Annotated in this window: 23 protein-coding genes; 6 read left to right on the top strand and 17 right to left on the bottom strand. The window is 63.3% G+C overall.

Annotated elements, in window-relative coordinates:
- Nucleotides 1–5: 5 nt before the first annotated feature.
- From pcaF to IAG25_RS09805, 7 genes are all read right to left on the bottom strand, one after another.
- Nucleotides 6–1,208, bottom strand: a complete 1,203-nt coding sequence (pcaF, locus tag IAG25_RS09835; protein WP_187604696.1) for a 3-oxoadipyl-CoA thiolase — start codon at nt 1,206–1,208, stop codon at nt 6–8.
- Nucleotides 1,209–1,365: 157 nt separating this feature from the next.
- Nucleotides 1,366–2,454 carry a 1,2-phenylacetyl-CoA epoxidase subunit PaaE gene (gene paaE / locus IAG25_RS09830; RefSeq protein ID WP_187604695.1) on the bottom strand — a complete coding sequence of 363 codons (1,089 nt, stop codon included), beginning with the start codon at nt 2,452–2,454 and terminating at the stop codon, nt 1,366–1,368.
- 56 nt (nt 2,455–2,510) lie between these two features.
- Nucleotides 2,511–3,023: a 1,2-phenylacetyl-CoA epoxidase subunit PaaD gene (gene paaD, locus IAG25_RS09825; protein WP_187604694.1), complete on the bottom strand. Its 513-nt coding sequence runs from the start codon at nt 3,021–3,023 to the stop codon at nt 2,511–2,513.
- Entirely contained in the window at nt 3,024–3,821 is a 798-nt protein-coding gene (paaC, locus tag IAG25_RS09820) for a 1,2-phenylacetyl-CoA epoxidase subunit PaaC (protein WP_187604693.1), read from the bottom strand.
- A 13-nt stretch (nt 3,822–3,834) separates the two neighbouring features.
- Nucleotides 3,835–4,119: a 1,2-phenylacetyl-CoA epoxidase subunit PaaB gene (paaB, locus tag IAG25_RS09815; RefSeq protein WP_014191517.1), complete on the bottom strand. Its 285-nt coding sequence runs from the start codon at nt 4,117–4,119 to the stop codon at nt 3,835–3,837.
- Nucleotides 4,120–4,136: 17 nt separating this feature from the next.
- On the bottom strand, nt 4,137–5,141 hold the full coding sequence (paaA, locus tag IAG25_RS09810; protein ID WP_187604692.1) for a 1,2-phenylacetyl-CoA epoxidase subunit PaaA: 1,005 nt from the start codon (nt 5,139–5,141) through the stop codon (nt 4,137–4,139).
- A gap of 318 nt (nt 5,142–5,459) precedes the next feature.
- Nucleotides 5,460–5,774 (bottom strand): DUF4148 domain-containing protein, encoded by a 315-nt coding sequence (locus IAG25_RS09805; protein WP_187604691.1) that lies wholly within the window; start codon nt 5,772–5,774, stop codon nt 5,460–5,462.
- A gap of 404 nt (nt 5,775–6,178) precedes the next feature.
- Here IAG25_RS09805 and IAG25_RS09800 point away from each other — a divergent pair, with 404 nt between their 5' ends.
- The gene (locus tag IAG25_RS09800; protein WP_187604690.1) at nt 6,179–6,505 is read left to right on the top strand and encodes a DUF4148 domain-containing protein; all 327 of its coding nucleotides are present in this window, start codon (nt 6,179–6,181) and stop codon (nt 6,503–6,505) included.
- A 351-nt stretch (nt 6,506–6,856) separates the two neighbouring features.
- Here IAG25_RS09800 and IAG25_RS09795 read toward each other — a convergent pair whose 3' ends face one another.
- Nucleotides 6,857–7,027 carry a hypothetical protein gene (locus IAG25_RS09795; protein WP_187604689.1) on the bottom strand — a complete coding sequence of 57 codons (171 nt, stop codon included), beginning with the start codon at nt 7,025–7,027 and terminating at the stop codon, nt 6,857–6,859.
- A gap of 228 nt (nt 7,028–7,255) precedes the next feature.
- On the opposite strand from IAG25_RS09795, the gene IAG25_RS09790 reads away from it, so the two are divergent.
- On the top strand, nt 7,256–8,623 hold the full coding sequence (locus IAG25_RS09790) for an MFS transporter (protein ID WP_255503620.1): 1,368 nt from the start codon (nt 7,256–7,258) through the stop codon (nt 8,621–8,623).
- 45 nt (nt 8,624–8,668) lie between these two features.
- Here the strand turns inward: IAG25_RS09790 and IAG25_RS09785 are convergent, their stop codons facing one another.
- The 4 genes from IAG25_RS09785 to IAG25_RS09770 all read right to left on the bottom strand — a co-directional run bounded on the left by IAG25_RS09785 (nt 8,669) and on the right by IAG25_RS09770 (nt 11,894).
- Complete coding sequence (locus tag IAG25_RS09785) at nt 8,669–9,595, bottom strand: LysR family transcriptional regulator (protein WP_187604687.1); 927 nt, start codon at nt 9,593–9,595, stop codon at nt 8,669–8,671.
- A 67-nt stretch (nt 9,596–9,662) separates the two neighbouring features.
- Nucleotides 9,663–10,787, bottom strand: coding sequence for a hypothetical protein (locus tag IAG25_RS09780; RefSeq protein WP_187604686.1), 1,125 nt, complete (start codon nt 10,785–10,787; stop codon nt 9,663–9,665).
- A gap of 197 nt (nt 10,788–10,984) precedes the next feature.
- Nucleotides 10,985–11,194 (bottom strand): hypothetical protein, encoded by a 210-nt coding sequence (locus IAG25_RS09775; protein WP_187604685.1) that lies wholly within the window; start codon nt 11,192–11,194, stop codon nt 10,985–10,987.
- A gap of 355 nt (nt 11,195–11,549) precedes the next feature.
- Nucleotides 11,550–11,894, bottom strand: a complete 345-nt coding sequence (locus IAG25_RS09770) for a hypothetical protein (RefSeq protein ID WP_187604684.1) — start codon at nt 11,892–11,894, stop codon at nt 11,550–11,552.
- 161 nt (nt 11,895–12,055) lie between these two features.
- Between IAG25_RS09770 and IAG25_RS09765 the strand changes: the two genes are divergently transcribed.
- Nucleotides 12,056–12,814: an SDR family NAD(P)-dependent oxidoreductase gene (locus IAG25_RS09765; RefSeq protein WP_187605055.1), complete on the top strand. Its 759-nt coding sequence runs from the start codon at nt 12,056–12,058 to the stop codon at nt 12,812–12,814.
- A 102-nt stretch (nt 12,815–12,916) separates the two neighbouring features.
- Here IAG25_RS09765 and IAG25_RS09760 read toward each other — a convergent pair whose 3' ends face one another.
- From IAG25_RS09760 to IAG25_RS09745, 4 genes are all read right to left on the bottom strand, one after another.
- Nucleotides 12,917–14,164 carry a porin gene (locus tag IAG25_RS09760; RefSeq protein ID WP_187604683.1) on the bottom strand — a complete coding sequence of 416 codons (1,248 nt, stop codon included), beginning with the start codon at nt 14,162–14,164 and terminating at the stop codon, nt 12,917–12,919.
- A 565-nt stretch (nt 14,165–14,729) separates the two neighbouring features.
- Entirely contained in the window at nt 14,730–15,005 is a 276-nt protein-coding gene (locus IAG25_RS09755) for a hypothetical protein (protein WP_035507855.1), read from the bottom strand.
- Between the two features lie 94 nt (nt 15,006–15,099).
- Entirely contained in the window at nt 15,100–16,245 is a 1,146-nt protein-coding gene (locus IAG25_RS09750) for an aromatic ring-hydroxylating oxygenase subunit alpha (protein ID WP_187604682.1), read from the bottom strand.
- Nucleotides 16,246–16,383: 138 nt separating this feature from the next.
- Nucleotides 16,384–17,304: a LysR family transcriptional regulator gene (locus IAG25_RS09745; protein ID WP_187604681.1), complete on the bottom strand. Its 921-nt coding sequence runs from the start codon at nt 17,302–17,304 to the stop codon at nt 16,384–16,386.
- 96 nt (nt 17,305–17,400) lie between these two features.
- On the opposite strand from IAG25_RS09745, the gene IAG25_RS09740 reads away from it, so the two are divergent.
- Nucleotides 17,401–18,330, top strand: coding sequence for a DMT family transporter (locus tag IAG25_RS09740; RefSeq protein WP_187604680.1), 930 nt, complete (start codon nt 17,401–17,403; stop codon nt 18,328–18,330).
- A 23-nt stretch (nt 18,331–18,353) separates the two neighbouring features.
- Here the strand turns inward: IAG25_RS09740 and IAG25_RS09735 are convergent, their stop codons facing one another.
- Nucleotides 18,354–19,001, bottom strand: coding sequence for a DUF938 domain-containing protein (locus IAG25_RS09735; RefSeq protein WP_187604679.1), 648 nt, complete (start codon nt 18,999–19,001; stop codon nt 18,354–18,356).
- Between the two features lie 347 nt (nt 19,002–19,348).
- Here IAG25_RS09735 and IAG25_RS09730 point away from each other — a divergent pair, with 347 nt between their 5' ends.
- Both IAG25_RS09730 and IAG25_RS09725 read left to right on the top strand, forming a co-directional pair.
- A complete protein-coding gene (locus tag IAG25_RS09730; protein WP_187604678.1) occupies nt 19,349–19,915 on the top strand; it encodes an ankyrin repeat domain-containing protein in 567 nt (188 codons plus the stop codon).
- Nucleotides 19,916–20,061: 146 nt separating this feature from the next.
- A complete protein-coding gene (locus tag IAG25_RS09725) occupies nt 20,062–21,249 on the top strand; it encodes a hypothetical protein (RefSeq protein WP_187604677.1) in 1,188 nt (395 codons plus the stop codon).
- The last annotated feature ends 23 nt before the right edge of the window (nt 21,250–21,272 follow it).

The following is a 21,272-nucleotide window of genomic DNA, read 5'->3' as shown; positions in this document are numbered from 1 at the left end:
GGCCCTCAAACCCGCTCGATCGCGATTGCGATGCCCTGGCCCACGCCGATGCACATCGTGCACAGCGCATAGCGGCCGTTGCGGCGCTCGAGCTCGTACATCGCGGTCGTGACGAGACGCGCGCCGGATGCGCCGAGCGGATGACCGAGCGCAATGGCGCCGCCGTTCGGGTTCACGCGCGGATCGTCTTCCGCGAGCCCGAGTTGACGCAGCACCGCGATGCCTTGCGATGCGAAGGCTTCATTGAGTTCGATGACGTCGAACTGTTCCAGCGTGAGACCCGTGCGAGCGAGAAGCTTCTTCGTCGCGGGCGCGGGACCGATGCCCATGATGCGCGGCTCGACGCCCGCCGTCGCCATGCCGATGATGCGCGCGCGCGGCGTGAGGCCATTGCGCTTTGCCGCCTCCTCGTTCGCGATGATGAGCGCGCATGCGCCATCGTTCACGCCCGATGCATTGCCCGCCGTCACGCTGCCGTCGGGACGCACGACGCCCTTCAGCTTCGCGAGCGTGTCGAGCGTGGTTTCGCGCGGATGCTCGTCGCGATCGACCGCAATCGTTTCGCCCTTCTTTTGCGGCACATTCACTGCAACGATCTCCTGCGCGAGCGTGCCATCGGCCTGTGCGCGCGCGGCGCGCTGCTGGCTGCGCAGTGCGAAGCGATCCTGCGCATCGCGCGTGATACCGAAATCGACGGCGACGTTCTCCGCGGTCTCGGGCATCGATTCGACGCCGTAACGCTCGCGCATCGCACGATTGATGAAACGCCAGCCGATGGTGGTATCGAAGATATCGGCCGAACGCGAGAAAGCACTCGACGCCTTGCCCATCACGAATGGCGCACGCGTCATGCTCTCGACGCCGCCAGCGAGATAGAGCGAGCCGTCGCCCGCCTTGATCGCGCGTGCAGCACTGCCGACTGCATCCATGCCTGAACCGCACAGGCGGTTGATCGTCGAGCCGGGCACGTCGATGGGCAAGCCCGCCAGCAGGCCGGACATGCGCGCGACGTTGCGGTTGTCCTCGCCTGCCTGATTGGCGCAACCGTAGATCACGTCGTCCACCTGCGTCCAGTTCACCGATGCGTTGCGCTTCATGAGCGCGGTGATGGGCACGGCGCCGAGATCGTCGGCGCGGACGTCTTTGAAAACACCGCCATAGCGGCCGATGGGCGTACGAATCGCATCGCAGATGAAGGCTTCAGTCATGACAAGTCTCGATGTGGAGGATGATCGATCGCCACGAAGCCGCGCAATGGTTACATTGCTAAGGGCTTCGGGCTTGAATTGATTGTTCTGGAAATGCTTCGGCTTCAGGCGCATCGTTGCGATGCGCGTCTTTCATAAGGATCAGGACGGCGTCTCTTTAGCGCTCGTCGAAACTCACCACCACGCGCTCGCTCACCGGATGACATTGGCAAGTCAGCACGAAGCCATCATCGATTTCGTGCTGTTCGAGCGTGTAGTTCTTCTCCATCTTCACTTCGCCTTCGAGCACTCTGGCGCGGCACGTGCAGCACACACCGCCCTTGCACGCATACGGCAACGCGAGGCCCGCTTTCAAGCCCACATCGAGCACGCTCACGCCTTCATACGGCAGCCGCAATTTGCGCTTCTTGCCGTCGATGATCAACTCCAGATCCGCCGCCGGCGTGCTCTCCGTGATCTCGATGGCCGGCACCCCCGCTTGCGGCAACGGCGTGCCGAAACGCTCCACGTGTATCTGCTTCGGTGCGACACCCGAGTCCTTCAACGCCGCTTCAGCTGCATCCATCATTGGGCCGGGGCCGCAGATGAACGCTTCGTCGATTTCCTCCGGCGAAAGCAGCGTCTCCAGAAACGCCTTGCACTTCGCTTCATCCAGCACGCCGTTAAACAACTCCACGTCCTGCAGATCGTCCGAGAGCACGTGATACAGCGAGAACCGATCCATATATCGATTCTTCAGATCCTCGAGCTCTTCGGCGAACATGATCGCGTCGACGCTGCGATTGCCGTACACGAGCGTAAAGCGGCTCGTCGGCTCCGTATCGAGCGTCGTCTTGATGATCGCCAGCACCGGCGTGATGCCCGAGCCGCCCGAGAACGCCACGTAGTGTTTTGCGTGATCCGCGTTCAGGTGCGTGAAGAAGCGCCCGTCGGGCGTCATCACGTCGATCTCGTGGCCGGGCTTCAAGGTATCGAATGCGAAGTTCGAGAAGCGCCCGCCGCGCACGCGCTTGATGCCGATGCGCAATTCGCCGTCGCGATCGTAGTCGGTCACGCCCACGCAGATCGAGTACGAACGGCGCGTCTCCTCGCCATCGATATGCGTCTTGAGCGTCACGAACTGACCCTGCGTGAAGCGAAACGCATCGCGCAGCGCGGGCGGCACCTCGAACGAAACGGTGAACGCGTCGGCGGTTTCGGGGCGGACCTCACGGATGCGCAGCGGATGGAATTGCGGAGTCGCCATGTTTTTCGGCTCGCTATCGTTGATTCGGTTGATTCGGTTGATTCGGTTGATTCGGCTCAGTACGGCTTGAAGTAGTCGAACGGCTCGCGGCAGTCGATGCAGCGATACAGCGCCTTGCACGCCGTCGAGCCGAATTGCGCCAGCTTCTCCGTGTGCGTTGAGCCGCAGCGCGGACAGGCGATCGTCGCTTTCTGGTAAGGCACGAAGCGGATCGGCTTTTCCGTGCTGCTGCATGCGCCCGTCGGCGGTGCGATGCCGTAGCGGCGCAGCTTCTCGCGCGCTTCATCGGTGATCCAGTCGGTCGTCCACGCGGGCGCCAGCACCGTCTCGATGCGATGCGCGCCGAGCTCGGCACGATCGATCGCCTGCGCGATGTCTTCCGCAATCTGCGACATCGCAGGACACCCCGAGTACGTCGGCGTGATCACCACTTCGAGCACGCCATCGTCGCCGTGACGCACATCGCGCAGAATGCCCAGCTCGCGGATCGAGACCACCGGAATCTCCGGATCGGGCACCGCTTCGAGCACGTCCCACGCGCGTTCGATGGTTGCGTTGGCGGTATTCATTTACCAGCTCGCGCCCGGATGTTGCCGCGCGAGACTCTGCATCTCCGCCAGCAGATAACCCATGTGCTCCGAGTGCTCGCCGAGCTTGCCCGTGGTGATGTGTTTCACCTCGGCGGGCGCTTCGAGCGTGGCTTCTTCCAGCGCCGATGCGACCTGCTCGCGCCATGCCGCTTCGAACTCGCTTGCGAGCGGCGCGATGCCCGCATCGGCGACAGCTTGTTCGACCGCATCGGTGGCGAAGAACTCGCGCGTGTAGGGCATCAGATAATCGAGCGCGGCCTGCGCACGACGATGCGACGCCTCCGTGCCGTCGCCGAAACGTACCAGCCAGTCGCGCGCATGATGCAGGTGATAGCTCGTCTCTTTGATCGACTTCGCCGCGATCGCCGCGAGTTGCGCATCGCTCGATGTCTGCAGCGCGCTCCACACTTCCATCATCAGCGCGCAGTACAGGAAGTTGCGCACGATCGTGACCGCGTAATCGCGCTCGGCGCGCGTCGTGCCCGCGAGTGGGCCGAAGTGCGGCAACTCCGCGATCGTGTAGTTGGCGAACTCGCGCTCGCTGCGAAAGTACGCGTAGTCGTCTTCGGTCTTCTTGCTGCCGTTAAGCGCGGCTTCCAGCGACGCCGCGTGCGTGTACAGCAGGCGCGCCTGACCGATCAGATCCAGACTGATGTTCGCCAGCGCGATGTCTTCTTCCAGCGCCGGGCCGTGGCTGCACCATTCGGCGTTGCGCTGCCCGAGGATCAGCGCGTTGTCCGCCAGACGCAGCACGTAGGCGAGATGGTCCTGACTCATAGCTCTGTCGCCCTTACATATGATTGATTTCGTCGGGCAGCACGAAGAACGTCGGATGCCGATAGATCTTGTCGGCCGCGGGCTCGAACAATTCGCCCTTGTCCGCCGGGTCCGATGCGGTGATCGCCGCCGAGGGCACCACCCAGATGCTCACGCCTTCCTGACGGCGCGTGTACACGTCGCGCGCCATGCGCAGCGCCGCACCCGCATCCGGTGCGTGCAGACTGCCGCAATGCTTGTGATCCAGTCCCTGCTTGCTGCGCACGAACACTTCCCAGATCGGCCATTCCTTGTTCATCTTCATCGTCTCCATGCTCATGCAGCTTGTTTGTGGGCGCGGACCTTTTGCTTCTCCGCGTAGGCGAGCGCCGCTTCGCGCACCCAGGTGCCCTCGTCGTGCGCCTTCACGCGTGTGGCGAGGCGCTCCTTGTTGCACGGGCCGTCGCCGTTGACCACGCGCCAGAATTCTTCCCAATCGATCTCGCCGTAGTCATGCGCGTTTCTTTGCGCGTTCCACTTCAGATCGGCGTCGGGCAGCGTCACGCCCAGAATCTTCGCCTGCTCGACGGTTGCATCGACGAACTTCTGACGCAGGTCGTCGTTCGAGATGCGCTTGATGCCCCATGCGAAGGACTGGCCGCTGTGAATCGAATCCTTGTCGCTCGGGCCGAACATCATCAGCACCGGCCACCACCAGCGGTTCACCGCCTGTTGCACGAGGTCCTTCTGCGCCTGCGTGCCCTTCATCATCGCGAGCAGCGCGTCGAAGCCCTGGCGTTGATGGAACGATTCTTCCTTGCAGATGCGGATCATCGCGCGGGCGTACGGCCCATAGGTGCAGCGGCACAGCGGAATCTGATTCATGATCGCCGCGCCATCGACCAGCCAGCCGATCACGCCGACATCGGCCCAGGTGGGCGTCGGGTAGTTGAAGATGCTCGAGTACTTCGCGCGGCCGGCGTGCAGCGCGGCGACGAGCTGATCGCGCGAGACGCCCAGCGTTTCGGCCGCGCTGTAGAGATACAGGCCGTGGCCGCCTTCGTCCTGCACCTTCGCGAGCAGAATCGCCTTGCGCTTGAGGCTCGGCGCGCGGCTGATCCAGTTGCCCTCGGGCTGCATGCCGATGATTTCCGAGTGCGCATGCTGCGAGATCTGCCGCACCAGCGTCTTGCGATAGGCCTCGGGCATCCAGTCCTGCGGCTCGATCTTGCCATCGGCCTGCATCACCGCGTCGAAGCGGGTTTGGTCGGGGGATGAGGCGGATCGGTCCGCGTCAGTGGCCTGCGTGGGGCTCGGGAGGTCGAGCGATTGGGTGTACATGCGGGGCTCCGCCGTCTTTTTTGAGATGCGATGGAGCGAGTATAACTATTAACCGACCGGACGGTTGATTAATTTTGCATGCAACTATTTCGACATAAATAGCATCGCGTTAACCCGAAAACTTAGTCTCACGAGAGGTCCGAACACACGCAAAAAAGCCCAGCCGTATAAACGGACTGGGCAAAACCACCGGTTAGCCGGCGGCGGAGGTTGCTTCACGTTCGCGCATGCCGCGCCGAGAAGCGCATTTCGAATTTCGTATGCAATCGACCAGAACGTGGCATCACAGATGCCGATGGCCGACCGTCTTGAACTGCTTTACTGCCCGAAGAACACACCCTGCGGATCGACGCGCTTGCTCGCCCGGCCCGATCGCGACGCCGCGCCCGTCGACGCTCCATAACCTTCCGCCTGCGCCTGAGCGATGCGCGCATCGGCGACGCGCGTTTCGGCTACCTGAAGTCGTGCCGGGTAAGACGCGTCTTCCGCGATGGGCGAATAACCGGCCTTCTGAAGCTGGACGAGTTCCCCGCGAACCTCGGCGCGACTCACAGGCGCGCTCGATTGTGCGAAGGCTGCAAGCGGTGCGGACAAAACGGCGGCTGCGATGACTGCATTGACCCATGATTTCATGATCGGCTCTCCCTGTTATTCGATGAAGCCCGGCGCGCTGGAAGTCTCGAGACATGCCGAGCGGACGACCGAAGTGTAGGTGCACAGCCGTCGATGATCATTCACTGGTATAAAGAAGCATCTTTACGAAATTCGTAAAGAAACAGCGGGCCAATGTGACGCTGATAATGCGGTGCAAGGTCGACACAGCAGAAGAAGGGACCACACGAACCTGTCATCGCCGACATTGCGCGGACACTTCCACGCAATGCAACAATGCCTCGACGCAATTATTCCTATATCGACAAAGATCATTCAACGGAAACGAGAATGATCTTCGGGAGGCTCGTCTTTACACTCCGTTCACAAGCTGCTTAGCACGAAACCAGCAGCACGATCAGATATCCGAATCGGAGGTAGTCAACATGAAGACGTTCATTTCCGCAGTCGCAGTCGCCGCTGCTCTTGCCGTTCCCGCACTCTCGTTTGCACAACAGGCGGATACGCCGGTCACGCGCGCTCAGGTGCGCGCCGAACTCGTTCAACTCGAAAAGGCCGGCTATAACCCGAACATCAGCGACCCGTCGTATCCGTCGAACATCCAGGCAGCGCAAGCCCGCGTGAGCGCTGAGCAACTCGCCCAGGCGCCGGTCCAATCGAGCGACTATGGCTCGGTCACCAACGGCTCGTCGCAGTCGGGCCGCACGACCGGCACGCAACCGCGTGCGCTCGGCGCCAACTTCGGCCAGTAAGCAGACAGCATCGCCGGCCGATTTCGGTTGGCTATTGCACAAGAGGGCGACATCCGTGCGATGTCGCCCTCTTGCGTTTTGCATGCGAAATGCTTTGTACGCGATGGCATTTTGCATTCGGCATGTTTGATACCGCGCGGCGGCAGCCGATCGTCGCATCGTGTCCGCGACGATTCACACCGACGCGTTCTGCCCTACTCCTGCCCCCCACGCACGGCCTGCGAGCCTTTCCAGTCACATCCGGATAGCTCAGCGGGTTCCACGCATTAAGCCATACGACTGCATCGTAGAAGCTCATGCGAACGTCGTGCCGACAACGAAGTGCGCATGGTGCTCGATGTCCGCATCGCGTCATAAGCGACCTGTTTTCCGCGCCCGCAATACCAGACGGGCCACCGCCCCTTCAGCGGTGATCGATTCTTCCGCCGGTTCTTGGGAAGTACGTTCATCGCTCTCACTTGCGGACCAAGTCCTGAAAAGGCCGTCCATCGCATTCATAAAAGCAAATTCGATCGCGGCCATTCAGCCCGTCGATAACCCACCTCGCAGCGTGGTTCGCGCCACGTATCGACGCCATCGATAAGGTCTATCGATGCGGCTTTATGGACACCGCGCACACGATGTCTATGATCCGCAGGACAGATGCGGCCCGATGCAGGCCGCCTCACCGCAAGCGACATGCCGCGAAGCCCCGACGTGCAAAACGTCCCTTCACACGGCCTCGCAAAACAGAGATACAAGGAGACAGTCTTGAGCTCACCCATCGCCTTGCGCGTCGATCAATTCATCGATACGCGCGCCCTCTCTTCCTTTCAGAAACGCATCCTGTTGTTGTGCTTCCTGATCGTAGCCATCGATGGATTCGATACCGCGTCCATCGGCTTTATCGGGCCGGCCTTGCGCGAGCAATGGCATCTCACTGCCGCATCGCTCGCTCCGCTCTTCGGCGCGGGACTCTTCGGTCTGATGGCGGGCGCGCTTATCTTCGGCCCGCTTGCGGATCGTTTCGGACGCAAGACGGTGCTCGTCGGATCGGTCGGCGTGTTCGGTGCCGCGAGCCTCGTATCGTGTTTTGCGCCGGATCTCGCGTGGCTCATCGCTTTGCGCTTCATCACGGGCCTCGGGCTCGGGGGTGCGATGCCCAATGCGATCACACTGACGTCCGAGTATTGTCCGAGCGAGCGGCGCTCCGGCCTCGTCACGCTGATGTTCTGCGGCTTCACGGTCGGCTCCGCACTCGGCGGTCTCGTCAGCGCGCAGTTGCTCGCGCAGGTGGGATGGCGCGGCATTCTCGCCATCGGCGGCGCCGCGCCGCTGCTGCTCTTGCCCGTTCTCATCGTCGCGTTGCCCGAATCGATGCGCTTTCTGCTCGTCGCGAAGCGTAGGACCGCCGCGCGCAACGACGAACGCATCGAGCATATCGCTCGAAGCATCGATCCTTCGCTGCCCGTCGGTACGCGCTTTCAAGCAGGCGAAGCGCCGATGAAGTCGTCGGTGCGCGCGCTCTTCGCGCCGGACGTGCTCGCGGGCACGCTGCTCTTGTGGGCCACGTTCTTCATGAGCCTGCTGATCGTCTATCTGCTGTCGAGCTGGATGCCCACGCTTCTGTCGAGCAATGGCCTATCGCTGAGGCAGGCGTCGTTCATGAGCGCGACGTTCCAGATCGGCGGCACGGCGGGCGCGATCCTGCTTGGCCGCCTCATGGATCGCCGCGAGCCGCATCGCGTGCTGTCGTCGGCATATCTGGTCGCGGCGGGTTTCATCGTGTTGTGTGCGTTCGCGGGCGGATCGGTGCCGATGATCGTGGTTGCGATCTTTGGCATCGGCGTTTGCGTGAGCGGCGGACAGGTCGGCGGCAATGCGCTCGCCGCAGGCTTCTATCCGACCGGCAGCCGCGCGACGGGTGTCGCGTGGGCGAACGCTGTGGGCCGCAGCGGATCGGTGACGGGATCGCTTCTCGGTGGCGTGATGCTCGGCCAGCAGTTCGACTTTCGCACCATCTTCCTGCTGCTCACGGTGCCGAGCGTGATCGCGGCGATCTCACTCGCCATGCTGGCGCGCGAGCGCCGCCGTCAAAGTTTCGATGCCGCTTCGGCCGCGATGACCGTGGCTGAATGATGCATCAAGCATATTGAATGCAAAGCGCCAGAAGGCAGTTTGCATTCATTGCCCTTCGCCGCGTTCATGCGATTCCAGAAATAACTCGGTCAGCACCGTGCGCAGCCAGCGATGCGCGGCATCGTGATGAAAGCGCTCGTGCCAGTGCTGCTTCACTTGATACGTCGGCACGTTGAAAGGCAGTTCGAACAGGCGGATGCCTGCTTCATCGGCGATCGGTTCCGCGAGTCTGAGGGGCACCGTCGCGAGGAGATCCGTGCGCGCGATGATGTTGGCGAGGCCCAGATAGTTTGGCAGTTCGAGCACGGCGTGACGCTCGACGCCGAGCTGCCGCAACGTGCGGTCGACGACCGAATGCCCCGTGCCCGAAGGCGTCACGACGATATGTCCTTCGGCGAGAAATGCATCGAGCGTGGGCGCATCGGCGGCATTCTGAATGCGCGGATGATGCGCCGCCACCATGCCGACAAAATGCTGCGTGAACAGCTTCTGCTGATAGAAGCCCGCTTCGAGTTGCGGCATGAAGCCGACCGCAAGTTCAGCCTCGCCCGATTCGAGCAACTGTGGCGTCGTGTCGTCGATATGCAGCACGCGAATGCGCACACCCGGCGCAATCGCACGCAGCCGCTTGAGCAACGTCGGCAGGAGCACAATCTGGCTGATGTCGGTCATCGCGATGCGAAACACCTGCTTCGCGGTCTCGGGATCGAAAGACTTGCGATGCTTCGAAAGCGCGTCGAACGAAGCGAGCAGCGTGACCGTGCGTTGATGCAGGTCGCTGGCGAACTGCGTCGGCTCCATCCCGGCCGACGAGCGCACGAAAAGCGGGTCCTGATAATGATCGCGCAGCTTCGCGAGATTGAAGGAGATCGTGGGCTGCGACAGCCCGAGATTCGCCGCGGCCTGCGAAACGCTGCGCGTCGCGTGGATTTCGGCGAACACCTGCAGCAACCTGATGTCGATGTCGGTCATCGGATCATTGTAGTCACGGCCCTTCATGCACGAAAGCGAGAGGAAGGACCATGACGGACCCGGCAGACTAGTTCGCCGGGATCGTGACCACCGGCGACTTGGCCGTGTCCGTGACCTCCGCGAGCGCCATCAGGTTCTGCACGACCGTGAACGCGTATTTCGAATCGAAGTCGCCGCGATCGATCCAGTAGTGCGACTCGTCGTAGAGCACGCTCACATACGCGTCCCGCGGCACCTTCTCGCCCACCTTCACGACGATGGTCGGCCGAGTCTCCCCACCGATCAGCCCGATGCCCGGCTTGGTCGCGCCGCTGCCCACTTGCGCGTCGGGAACCGCGATCTGCGCGCCGAGATCGGTGAGGATGCCAAGCACCGAGCGCGTGACCATCGGAATGCGGTTCTGCTCCGACGATTGACCATAGATGATTTCGTAAGTCTTCATTTTCGGCGAGAGGTGCAGGAGCTTTCTCACGAGCGTTAGATCGTCGACCACTTCCTTGTTCGACCCGCTGCGCGTCGCGCCGAGCGTGATGAACACGCCGCCCTTGTCGGCGCTGTTGCCTTTCGCGCTCTTGTCGGGCTTGCCGCTCTTGCCGGCCTTGTCGTCATCCGTGTTGCGCGTTTCGATGTTGAGCTCGCCCGCCAGTTGCAGCCTGCGCAATGCCTGTAGCAGCAGAAAGAATTCCGGCGATCCGGATGCGTTCGGCCCGCCCAGTGCGTTGCCATTCTGCAAGCCGCTGATCGACTGCGCGGTGATGCGCAGCAGCAAGTCGATCGGGATGCCGCTTTCCGCGAGCGGCATCACGAGCGTCGGCGAAAGCGGCCGGATGTAGGCGCTTGCGTAGGCATCGCCGGTGGTTGGCGTGAACGTGAAAGTCGGATGATTGGAGTACGAGACGCTGCCCGTCGCCTGCGCATAGTTAGGCTGCGCGCCGGAGCCGGCATTGAGCACGACGCCGCCCGTGGTATCGAACGTATACGCGGCGATGATGCTGCTCACGGTGAGAAACGACGGCGCGTCGGCGAAGCGCAAACCGACAATCGCTGCAAGAATTTCTCGCTTTTTTGCATCGCCGAGCGCCCGGGCGTAATCCACCTGATCGGCTTTGAGGCGGATCGGGCCGATGCCCGCGCAGCCTGCTGCGAGAATGGAGACGGAGAGTATGGCAATCGATAGGGCTTTCCTTGGCATGGCTCTGTATGAAGGTGATGAGGAGGATCGTCGGCGTGTAGCCGCGGAACATCCGGGCCACCGCCGCAAATTTCATACCTTTGAGCGCAAATGAACGGCCGAGACCGGCGCGAGCGATCGCATCCGGCGCGTTGCACGCCGGTTTATCGACTACGCCGCAACCCGACGGGCTTCGTCAGGCCGCAAGCACGATCAGCCTACGAGGCGCTCTGGTGCCGCGCTTTCGACTGAGCGTGCGTTTCCTGCGAGGGCCCCTGGGCGATGTGACGGTTCGCTTCCTTGTGCTGCGCGACGAGCTCATCGAGCCGGTCCTGCGCGAAGCGCGGACCGTCGTCGCGTGCGAAAGCAGGTGCGGCAAGCGTGGCTGCCGCAAGGACGATGACTGTGGCGAAAGGCGTTCTTTTCATGATTCACCCCGCGATTGAATGCGGCATGCCCCGATTGCCGCCGCCCGACTAGCATCGCACATCGGGGTAAAAGCTGCGCGGCGTGCGCTCGCGGCGCGTTCGGCCGTTTTTTGCAGGCCGTACGCAAAATGCAGCCGCGCGTGGCGGGCACGCGCGGAATGAAACAATCGACGTGATTCAGTTCGAATGCATCAGCGCACGGCTTTCTCGACATGCAATCAGTGAGCGATCCGGGATTAATTCAGTATTCCGAATGGACCATCAAGTTGGATGCCGACTGGCTCGTGTGCGCGCCACGCCGATCCGCCCGACGAAGATGACGAGGCTAGGCCGACATAGAACGTCTCGTCGCCAGCTAACTCTCGTCAAGCTCGAACTCGACGCTCGGATAATCCTGTAGCCGCCCGCTCACCTCCGCTTCGCGCTCGCTCGTGAAAAGACCGTCGAGATAATCGAACGAGAGCTTGGCGGCGAGCGCCTTCAACGCGAGTTCCGCGCTGCGCTTCGGCTCCGTGGCGATATCGCCCGAATCCATGCAGGCGCAGAACTGTCCATTCCTGGAATCCATCGCGCCGATGTCGATCACCTTGCCATCGACGTTCTGCGCAAGCACGCGCTGCTCCACCGCGAAGAGCCTGAACGGCCGTTCGAAGCTCGCGGGCGGCTCGGAATTGCCTTCCTTCATTTCACGATTGACCATGACGCGGTTCTCCGGTCCGTGTATCGATCGAAACGATGCAGCAAGGGCCGAGCCCGCCGTCTTTGCATTGCAGCATCGACACGCCTTTCTGCGTGCGCCGCGCCGTCCTACATTGAACCATCGGGCACGCAATCAAAGGAGCAGTCACCGTGAACGGAACCATGAGCGGCAAGATCGCGGTCATCACCGGCGCGAGCCGCGGACTCGGACGCAACGCCGCATTGCAACTCGCGCAGCAAGGCTGCGGCGTGATCGGCACTTACAACCGCAATGCGGATGCCGCGCGATCGCTCGTCGACGAAATCGCGAAAGCCGGCGGCAAGGCGGCCGTGCTGGAACTCGACGTCGCCCGCTGCGACACGTTCGCCGCCTTCGGCGACGCGCTCTGCAGAACGCTCGAAGACACCTTCGAGCGCGAGAACTTCGACTTTCTCGTGAATAACGCGGGCATCGGCATTCATGCGCTCTTCGCCGAAACAACGCCCGCGCAATTCGACGAACTCGTCAACATCCAGTTGAAGGGACCGTTCTTTCTGACGCAGACGCTTCTGCCCTACCTCCACGAGGAAGGCGCGATCCTTAACGTGTCGAGCGGGCTCACGCGGTTCGCGTTACCGGGCTTTGCGGCGTATGCCGCGATGAAAGGTGGGATCGAAGTGCTTACGCGCTATCTCGCGAAGGAACTCGGGCCGCACGGCATCACGGTAAACACCATTGCGCCGGGGGCAATCGAGACGGACTTCGGCGGCGGTGTCGTGCGTGACGATCACGACACCAATCAGTTCATCGCGGACAACACGGCGCTCGGGCGCGTCGGCTTGCCGGACGATATCGGCGGTGCGATCGTGGCGATGCTCTCGGATGGCAATCGCTGGATGACGGCGCAGCGCGTTGAAGTGTCCGGGGGAATGTTCATCTGACGCAACCATTGCGCCGCACGTAAAAAAACCCGGACGCACGAGGCGTCCGGGTTTTGCATACAACATGCGTAATGCCTAATGCATCACGCCGTGAAGCGTCGCTTAGAAGCGGTGGATGATGCCCACGCCTGCTGCGAACATGCTGCGCGATGCCGAAGGTGCGCTTTGGAAGCCATCACCGATGGTCGCGTTCGCTGCGGTCTGGCTATTCGTAGACGTGTTCGACGGAACAGCCAGCGTGTTGCCGTTCGCGCGCTGGAATGCTTCCAGTGCGTACAGGCCCGTGCGCTTCGAGAGCGAGTAGTACTGGGACAAGTTGAACTGGTGGTACGACGCTGCGTCGTTGATGCCGTTCGCCTTGCTCGCCCACGTGTAGCTGTAGCCCGCCGCGAAGTCCCATGCCGGCGTCGCCTTCCAGTGCAGCACCGTGCCGGCCGTGTTGAACACGGCTTGGTCGGTGAAGCGCGAGTTCACGCCAGGAATGTACTGAACGTTCGTGTACGTGACCGAGATATCCCACGCGCTGTTGAACTGGTAGCCGCCCGCAACCGCGAAGCGCTGCTGAGCCTGTGCGCGCTGGTAGCCAGCCGTCACCGCCGACACGCCCGGCTGGCCCGAGCCATCGGTCGCTGCCGTGCTGTTGATCGTCGTCGAGTTGCTGCTGTAGACGCCGCCGCCGTTGGCCGCGTTGTTGATGCGCGAGAACGCCACCGCACCACCGATCGGACCTTGCTGATACTGGATCGCAGCCGACCACGTCGAGCCTTGGTACACGCTGTCGGGCACGCCCGCGAACGAGTACGAACCGCTCACCGTCACGCCGTAGAACTTCGGCGACGTGTACACGACCGAGTTGTTCGCACGGTAGATCGTGTCCAAACCGTCCAGATCGCCCGGGTGCGCGCCGAAGTAGCCGGTCAGCCAGTTCGTCGGGCTATACGGAGAAAGCAGCGTGTAGTACGAGGTGTACTGGCGACCCAACGTGAAGGTACCGTAGCCCGGATTCGTCAGACCGACCCAAGCCTGGCGGCCGAACATCGCGTTGGTGAACTGCTGTTGCCCGCTGTTGATGTCGAAGCCCGATTCCAACTGGAAGATGGCCTTGTTGCCGCCGCCCAGGTCTTCCGCGCCCTTCAAGCCGAACCGGCTGCCCGCCCAGATGCCCGACGCCATCTTGACGTTCGAGCGGCCCGGGTTCGTCTTGGCCAGATTCGTCTGGCTGCTTTGGTAGACGATCGAATCGTCGACGATACCGTACAGCGTAACGCTGCTTTGCGCGAATGCCGGCGCGGCGGCTGCAAACGCCGTGGCTGCGACGACTGCGGCCTTGGTCAACGTGAAACCCTTCATTTTTTCTCCTCAAGCGGTGGGCAATGACTTGCGTGCGAGTGCTGGAACCGGTGCCGCGTTCGCGACTTCGTTATGTTTCAACTCGTAACTTTTATCGCTGGCAAGTGTATGGCTTACAGACCGAATGGGAAAGAAAGACGCACTGGGGTGTCGTTTTTTTTCACTGTCTGGTTAACCAGTATTTTCTGGCTTGCAGATATTAGGCAATCGGGCGCGAAACTGACAACAGACTGACAGAAACGTGGCGTGTCGACGGCTAATGCAACAGTTCGATGACGTGTCGGACGGTTAAAAACGATCGTCCGTTCGTGAGAAAGCGACGCGCGGCCCAGTGCGCGAGGCTCGCGAGATTGCTGCGCCGCAAGATTCGGTGATGTCTTTTGAAATGGGAGGAAGGATGGCCGAAGCAGATGGCCCGAGAACCGCTGGCTCGCGTGCGCGCGTTATTCAGGCGACTAGGAGCACCGGTGCGTCGAAACTTTTTTTGAAAGCTACCCGACGATGCCCCGACGTGAAAATGAACATCAGGCGAACGCGGTGCAAGCTTGGTCCGCCCGATCGACGGTCAGTGCTCGATCTTCGAGCGCAGTTCGCGCGCCGTTTCGAGCAACCCTTCATAGCCCGAGCGCGCGTGCGATGGCAGGTCCGGATCGCCAACGAGCGTGCCGAGCGTCTCGATGATGCTGTACAGAATGCCCTTCGCCGCGCCGGCCGCCATCTTGCCCGCGGCGTACGATTCGTCGACGTGCGAAATGGCCGCATCGAAATGCTCGACTTCGGGATGCGCGTCTCCGATACCCGATGCGTCGTCATCGCGCGGCTTGGTCGGGTCGCTGTTCATGATGATGGTCCTCCGTGTGTGGTCTCTGTCTTCTGTATAGCGCCACCGCGGGCGGCGTGCAATCGGCGCAACGCCGCACATCCCGGGATACGGGCTATTCCTGGATCGGCTGGATGAAGTGCACGCGACGCGCATCGCTCGTGCTTCTGCCCGCGCCATGCGGCACGCCGCACTCCGTCAGAAGCGCACGCAGTTCGATGATGACCGGAAACACCTCGTGATTGTGGTCCGCGCCCTGCCGGTCATGCGCCTCCTGTTCGCGCTCGACGATCCACCGATCCTCCTTGAAGATGCGCTCGGTAAACCACACGAGCAGCGGCCAGGCGGCATCGAGCAAACCGGGAATCTTCGGGCGTCGGATCGACAAGAGACCAAACGTGCGGTTCGTGCGCTGCTCGGCGTCGAGCGGCACATAGGCGATCCACAGGTCCATCACCATGGTGTCGTCTTTGGTGCGGATCTTGAGCGTCTGATACGGATAGTCGGTGCGGATCGTCATCACGTCCTTATCGCTATCGTCGGGCTTCGCGCCGCGCTTCTCCCCGAAAACGAGCGCCTCGCCGATCGGCTGCTTGCCCGCCTCGCGCGCGAAGATGTAGTCGACTTCGACCCAGTCGTCGCCGCGCCGTCTGCCGAGCGAACGCGCGCGCATGCTGCCCATCTGTCGCCGATGCAGGAACTGATGGTTCATGTCCATCAGGTTTTCGTGCATGAAGGAATAGTGGCACTTCACCTCGCGGCCGAAGCGGCGCGTCTTGTAGGCGCGATCCGAGGCGGAGCCGAGCTCGGGGAACTTCGCGGCTTCGGCGCGCGCCGGGTCGCCGGTGAACACGAAGACGAGTCCGCCCGCTTCGCGGCACGGATATCCGCGCACGCCGTTGGGCAGGCGCTCGCGGCCGAGATAGGGAATATCGGTGCAGCGGCCGGTGCAGTCGTAGGTCCAGCCGTGATAGCAGCAGCGGATCGATTCGCCATCGACGACGCCCGCCGACAATGGCACTTGCCGATGCGCGCAGCGGTCCTCGAGCGCGAACACCTTGCCCGACGCGGTGCGCACGAGCACGATCGGATCGCCGGCGAAGCGCACGGCGAGCGTATGGCCGGCCTTCACCTCGCGCGACCACGCGAGCGGATACCAATGATCGGGATGAATGTCGACCCGGCGCAGATCGCGCGGCGGCCTCGTCGGGGTATCGACGGAACCGGCTTCCTGCTCGCCCTGCGGTAACGCTGCGTGCATGTACGACGCCTCCGTTGAAAGGAGATCGGATTGAGCGCCGCATCCACACGCGGCGCAATGAACGACCATTCGCAGTCTACACGGCGTCGATCATTTCGGCGCGTGCCGAATAGCCGGGACAATGCCCACGCGCGCACGTCACGTCGCCTGCCCGAGATGCGCGTGCAGATGATCGATGAGCGCGCGCACCTTCGGCGGCAGAAAGCGATTGGGCGGATAAAGCAGCCACACCGGCCCCTGATAGGCGCGCGCCTGCGTTTCCCAATCCGCGAGCACGGCCTCCACGCTGCCCGACGCGAGCGCATCGCGGGCGGCGAACTCCGGCAGAGTCGCGATGCCGAGCCCGCCTTCGGCCGCTTCCAGCCGCGCGCCCGCGTGATTGGCGATATAGCGTCCGCGCACCGCGACGGTCACCGTTTCGCCGCTTCGGGTGAAGCGCCAGCGATTGTCGTCGGCGGTTTCGCCGAGATGGATGCAATCGTGATGCGCCAGCTCGCGCGGATGCAGCGGCACGCCGCGTTCCCGCAGATACTCCGACGCTGCACACAGCAGCCAGCGCACGCGCCCGAGCGGCCGCGCGGCGAGTCCTTGCGGGGGATGATTCGTCGCGCGGATGACGAGATCGACCTCGCTGTCGAGCGGATCGATGTCGTGATCGGTGAAGACGAGTTGCAGATCGACGTCCGGATACGCCGCGAGAAATGCCGGCACGAGCGGATGAATTACGGATTTTGCATACGCTGTGGGCGCTGACAACACGACGCGCCCCTGCGGCTTGCCCGACGACTGCCCCGCCGCATCGACCGCGCCCGATGCGGCCGCCGCCATGTCGCGGCAATGGCGGTACACCTGATAACCGGACTCGGTCACGCGAATCTTGCGGGTCGAACGCTCGAGCAGGCGCGTGGCGAGCGCCTCTTCGAGACGCTTGATCTGGCGGCTCACCGTCGATGGCGTGCTGCCCAGTTGCCGCGCCGCGACCGAAAAATTGCCCGCATCGACGACGCGCGCGAATACGGCCATATCGGGCATCAGGTCGAACAGATCGGCTGGGTTCATTTGTGCATTCGCGACCATAAAGCTGTGCGTCAGAACCGGATTATCGCTTCGTCCGCATCATTCGACAATGACGGCTATTCCTGACGGAGACGCCGCATGACCATCGAATCCCCCGCCCGACGCCTGCTTCCTCTTTCCGACCTGCTGCTCTTCGTCGTTGCGATGGTGTGGGGCAGCAGTTACGGCATCGTCAAAACCGCGCTCGCGTTCTCCCCGGTGCTCGCGCTGCTCGCGTTGCGCTTCGGCATCACGTTCTGCCTGCTCGCGGTGAACCTGCGCCATCTGCGGCACGCGAGCGCGGCGACGTTGCGCGGCGTGCTTGTTCTCGGCCTGCTGCTGCTCTCGATCTTTCTCGCCGAAACATTTGGTGTTTTGCATACGCGCGCCGCGAACGCCGCGTTTCTCATCAGCTTGTGTGTCGTGCTGACGCCGCTCGTCGAATGGGCGCTGCTCAAGCGGCGTCCCGGCGCGGCCGAGTGGCTAGCGGTCGGCGTGTCGTTCGCGGGCGCCTGGCTGCTCGCGGGCGATGGCGCGTTGTCCTTCGATTTCAATTTCGGCGATGGCCTCATCCTCGTGGCCGCCGTGATGCGCGCGCTGTCGGTCTGCGTGACCAAGCGCGTGATGCGCGCGGCGCCTCTGCCCGCGCTCACTGTGACGGCGGTGCAGGCGGGCGTCGTCGCGTCGGGAAGCGCGGCGATCGCCTTGATGTTCGCGCCGTCGCAATGGCAGCCCTTGCCCGCGCTCGCCGGCCACGGCATGTTCTGGGGCTCGGTGCTGTATCTCGTGTTTGCATGCACGCTCTTTGCATTCTTCGCGCAAAACTACGCGATCGGACGAAGCAGTCCGACGCGCGTGTCCCTGTTGATGGGCAGCGAGCCCGCATTCGGCGCGCTCTTCGCGAGCGCATGGCTCGGCGAGCATGTGTCGATGGCGGGCTGGATCGGCGGAGCGATGATCGTCGCGGCATCGCTGATGGCGACCGTGCGCTGGCGCGGCGTGTTCGTGGCGCGTCCGGGCGAAGCGTGAACGCACGGTGAACGCGGACCGCTTTACGCCTGCTTCTCGAACACCACACTGAAGTTATTGGCCGGCATCGCGACCGTCTCCACGAGCGTCAAGCCGGCCTTCTCTCCCAGCGCCGCGACCGCTTCCATGTCGCGCACGCCCCACCGCGGATCTCGTGCGCGCAATTGCTGATCGAAGGCTTCGTTGCTCGGCGCGGTATGCGCGCCGTTGCGCCGATACGGCCCGTACAGATATAGCACGCCTCCAGGAGCCAGGCGCGCGCCCGCGCCGCGAAAGAGCGATTCGGCGGCCTCCCACGGCGCGATGTGGATCATGTTGATGCACACGATGGCCGCCACGTTTCCGATGCCCCAGTCGTCGTTCAGAACGTCGAGCGCGAGCGGCGTGTTCAGGTTCGCGAGTCCCGCGTGCGCGCGCCAGGCGGCGATGGAATCGCGCGCATCGGCATCGGGATCGCTCGGTTGCCAGATGATGTCCGGCAGCGCCGCCGCGCAATGCACGGCGTGCTGTCCAGTGCCGCTCGCGATCTCCAGCACGACGCCGCTGCGTGGCAGCACGCGCGCGAGGACCGATAGAATCGCATCGCGATTGCGTTCGGCGGCGGGCGCGCGGCGGCGCACGGCGTTGTCCCAATGTGCGGTGTCGTCGGACCCGGAAGGTGCCTGATTCATATTCGATGGCACATGCGTGCGCGTAGAGTGAAAGTCGCATCGAGCCTAACGGGACGTGCCAAGAAGCGTCAAGCAGCACGCTCCGCAAGCGAGAAACATCACTGCCATGGCGCGATTCCTGCTGACTCGGCCCGCGGAAAAGCGCGGGCTGCAAGCAAACCTGTGTATGCTCCCGGTTGATCCCGCGTCCGCTTTCGCATTTTGCATGCATGCGTGTTGCATGCCGAATGCCAAATTGAATGCATTCGATGCGCATGCAAAATTCAAGCGCGACACGACATGCGCGCCGAAATGCATCCCGACAGACTCAGGCCCGCGCACGCGGCGCGATCGAAATGGAGTGAATCATGCAGCACGATCAGAACCGGAACGCGGCAAAGCAATCGAACGACGGCCCCGACGACGACATGATCGCGTTCGCGAGCGAAGTGTTCGATGTCGCCCGCCGTGGCGATGCGGCGATGCTCGATGCGCTCCTGAACAAGGGCTTGCCGCCGAATCTGCGCAACGACAAGGGCGACAGCCTCGTGATGCTCGCGAGCTACCATGGCCACGCGAACGCGGTGCGGGTGCTGCTCGAACACCAGGCCGACGCGAACCTGCGCAACGACAATGGCCAGACGCCGATCGCGGGCGCCGCGTTCAAGGGCTTCCAGGACGTGATCGAAACGCTGCTCGAACACGGCGCGGATGTCGAAGGCGCATCGCCCGACGGACGCACGGCATTGATGATCGCGGCGATGTTCAACCGCGTGGAGATCGTCGACTTGCTGATCGCGCGCGGCGCCGATCCGGATGCGCGTGACGCGAGCGGCTTCTCTGCGCGGGACGCCGCCGAGAAGATGGGCGCGCCCGATACGGCGGCACGGCTTGCGAGGTCATCGGATGAGCGGACACGGCCGCCCGAAGCGTGAGGGCAACCGACCGGCACAATGTTCCTTGCATGCAGAATGCAGTCCGCTGAACGAACGACGCCTCGCGCACGTCGAATCGACCTGACAACCACCGATCCAATAACGAACCAGACAAGCAGGTGACCCGGAACCATGGAGCTTTTGCGATGACAGGCGGTATCCCGCATCGGGGTGATGCGTCGCCGATCGACCTTCACGCGCCTGCGCGAGCGTGTCGGGCGGACAGCGCCTTCAATGCCGCCGCAGGTTTTATGCCGCGCGTGGCTGCGTTCATCGTCGCGATTGTGCGCACATTGCGCGCGCTGCGTCTTGCCGCGAGCCTTTCGATCGCCGCCGCGCTCGCGCTCTCGGGATGCGGGCTGATGCCCAAGCAGGTGCCCGCGCCGATCGTCGAGCACTCATATATTCCGGCGCCCGATGAAGCCGGCTCCGGCGAGCCCGAAGAGCCCTTGCCCGCTGTGCAGGCGCCGGAACCGGCGTCCTCCGTCAAGCCCGCGCCCGCGCCGAAGCCGAAGCGCCGCGTCGTGAAGCCCAAGCCGCCCGAACCGGCCGTGGCGCCGCCGCCGGAACCGCCCGAGCCGCCGCCGCCGCCGCAGATCATCTCGACGCGCATCATGCAGCACGATCAGTTGCACGGCCTGCTCGATGCCGAGGTGCAGCGCCCGGACGGCAAGGTCGTCGGCCGCGCGGTGGACATGTATATCGACGGATCTGCGAAGCCGAAGCTCATGATGGTGAATCTCGCGGGCTTCCTCGGTGTCGGCGATCGCAAGGTCAATTTTCCGTGGACGGCCTTCCGCTTCACGCCGAATTCGAAGACCGCGCCGATCACCTTCGTGCCGCCCCCGCCGCCGGCGAAGGGCAAACCAGCCGATCCGGTGCCGAAGCCGCAGCCCGTCGCGGAGGCACCGGCGAATTTCATGCAGCTCGTCGATTCGACGGTGTCGCAGAAGAACGGCTCGCGCATCGGACGCGTGGTGGACGTGCTCGTCGACGCTCAGGCGCAGCCCCAGGCGCTCGTGCTCGATCTTTCCAGCTCGCTCGCGGGCGACAAGCGGCATGTCGCGGCCAACTGGGGCGACCTGCATGTGCTCTCACGCAACAAGCAATGGCAACTGGAGATGGATTTCAACGACGCGCAAATGAAGGCCGCGCCGACCTACTCGCCCGAGCAGCCGATCAAGATCGTGTCGCCCATCGTGCCTGCGCCGGCTTCGTCGGCGAGCGCGGCGTCGGCGCCGGCTTCGTCGGGCGCGGCCGGGGCTGGGGCGACAGGCGCGCCCGGCGCGGCATCGGCGCAGGTACAGGCTTCGGGCGCGCGCCCGGCCAGATAACGGATAACGAGATCGAGAACCGA

This window comes from Caballeronia sp. EK (genome assembly GCF_014384845.1).
Classification (GTDB): Bacteria; Pseudomonadota; Gammaproteobacteria; order Burkholderiales; family Burkholderiaceae; genus Caballeronia; species Caballeronia jiangsuensis.
The sequence above is the reverse complement of the archived record's forward strand: the minus strand, read 5'-3'. Positions and strand labels throughout refer to the sequence as shown.

Bases quoted from the DNA above. Each gene is read 5' to 3' on its own strand.
- IAG25_RS09785 (WP_187604687.1), bottom strand. From the start codon at position 9,595: ATGACCGACATCGACATCAGGTTGCTGCAGGTGTTCGCCGAAATCCAC.
- IAG25_RS09745 (WP_187604681.1), bottom strand. From the start codon at position 17,304: ATGAACCCAGCCGATCTGTTCGACCTGATGCCCGATATGGCCGTATTC.
- IAG25_RS09735 (WP_187604679.1), bottom strand. From the start codon at position 19,001: ATGAATCAGGCACCTTCCGGGTCCGACGACACCGCACATTGGGACAAC.
- IAG25_RS09760 (WP_187604683.1), bottom strand. From the start codon at position 14,164: ATGAAGGGTTTCACGTTGACCAAGGCCGCAGTCGTCGCAGCCACGGCG.
- IAG25_RS09805 (WP_187604691.1), bottom strand. From the start codon at position 5,774: ATGAAATCATGGGTCAATGCAGTCATCGCAGCCGCCGTTTTGTCCGCA.
- IAG25_RS09740 (WP_187604680.1), top strand. From the start codon at position 17,401: ATGACCATCGAATCCCCCGCCCGACGCCTGCTTCCTCTTTCCGACCTG.
- IAG25_RS09795 (WP_187604689.1), bottom strand. From the start codon at position 7,027: ATGGCCGCGATCGAATTTGCTTTTATGAATGCGATGGACGGCCTTTTC.
- paaB (WP_014191517.1), bottom strand. From the start codon at position 4,119: ATGAACAAGGAATGGCCGATCTGGGAAGTGTTCGTGCGCAGCAAGCAG.
- paaE (WP_187604695.1), bottom strand. From the start codon at position 2,454: ATGGCGACTCCGCAATTCCATCCGCTGCGCATCCGTGAGGTCCGCCCC.
- paaD (WP_187604694.1), bottom strand. From the start codon at position 3,023: ATGAATACCGCCAACGCAACCATCGAACGCGCGTGGGACGTGCTCGAA.
- IAG25_RS09750 (WP_187604682.1), bottom strand. From the start codon at position 16,245: ATGCACGCAGCGTTACCGCAGGGCGAGCAGGAAGCCGGTTCCGTCGAT.
- paaC (WP_187604693.1), bottom strand. From the start codon at position 3,821: ATGAGTCAGGACCATCTCGCCTACGTGCTGCGTCTGGCGGACAACGCG.
- IAG25_RS09765 (WP_187605055.1), top strand. From the start codon at position 12,056: ATGAGCGGCAAGATCGCGGTCATCACCGGCGCGAGCCGCGGACTCGGA.
- IAG25_RS09730 (WP_187604678.1), top strand. From the start codon at position 19,349: ATGCAGCACGATCAGAACCGGAACGCGGCAAAGCAATCGAACGACGGC.
- paaA (WP_187604692.1), bottom strand. From the start codon at position 5,141: ATGTACACCCAATCGCTCGACCTCCCGAGCCCCACGCAGGCCACTGAC.
- IAG25_RS09755 (WP_035507855.1), bottom strand. From the start codon at position 15,005: ATGAACAGCGACCCGACCAAGCCGCGCGATGACGACGCATCGGGTATC.
- IAG25_RS09800 (WP_187604690.1), top strand. From the start codon at position 6,179: ATGAAGACGTTCATTTCCGCAGTCGCAGTCGCCGCTGCTCTTGCCGTT.
- IAG25_RS09725 (WP_187604677.1), top strand. From the start codon at position 20,062: ATGACAGGCGGTATCCCGCATCGGGGTGATGCGTCGCCGATCGACCTT.
- IAG25_RS09780 (WP_187604686.1), bottom strand. From the start codon at position 10,787: ATGCCAAGGAAAGCCCTATCGATTGCCATACTCTCCGTCTCCATTCTC.
- pcaF (WP_187604696.1), bottom strand. From the start codon at position 1,208: ATGACTGAAGCCTTCATCTGCGATGCGATTCGTACGCCCATCGGCCGC.
- IAG25_RS09770 (WP_187604684.1), bottom strand. From the start codon at position 11,894: ATGGTCAATCGTGAAATGAAGGAAGGCAATTCCGAGCCGCCCGCGAGC.
- IAG25_RS09775 (WP_187604685.1), bottom strand. From the start codon at position 11,194: ATGAAAAGAACGCCTTTCGCCACAGTCATCGTCCTTGCGGCAGCCACG.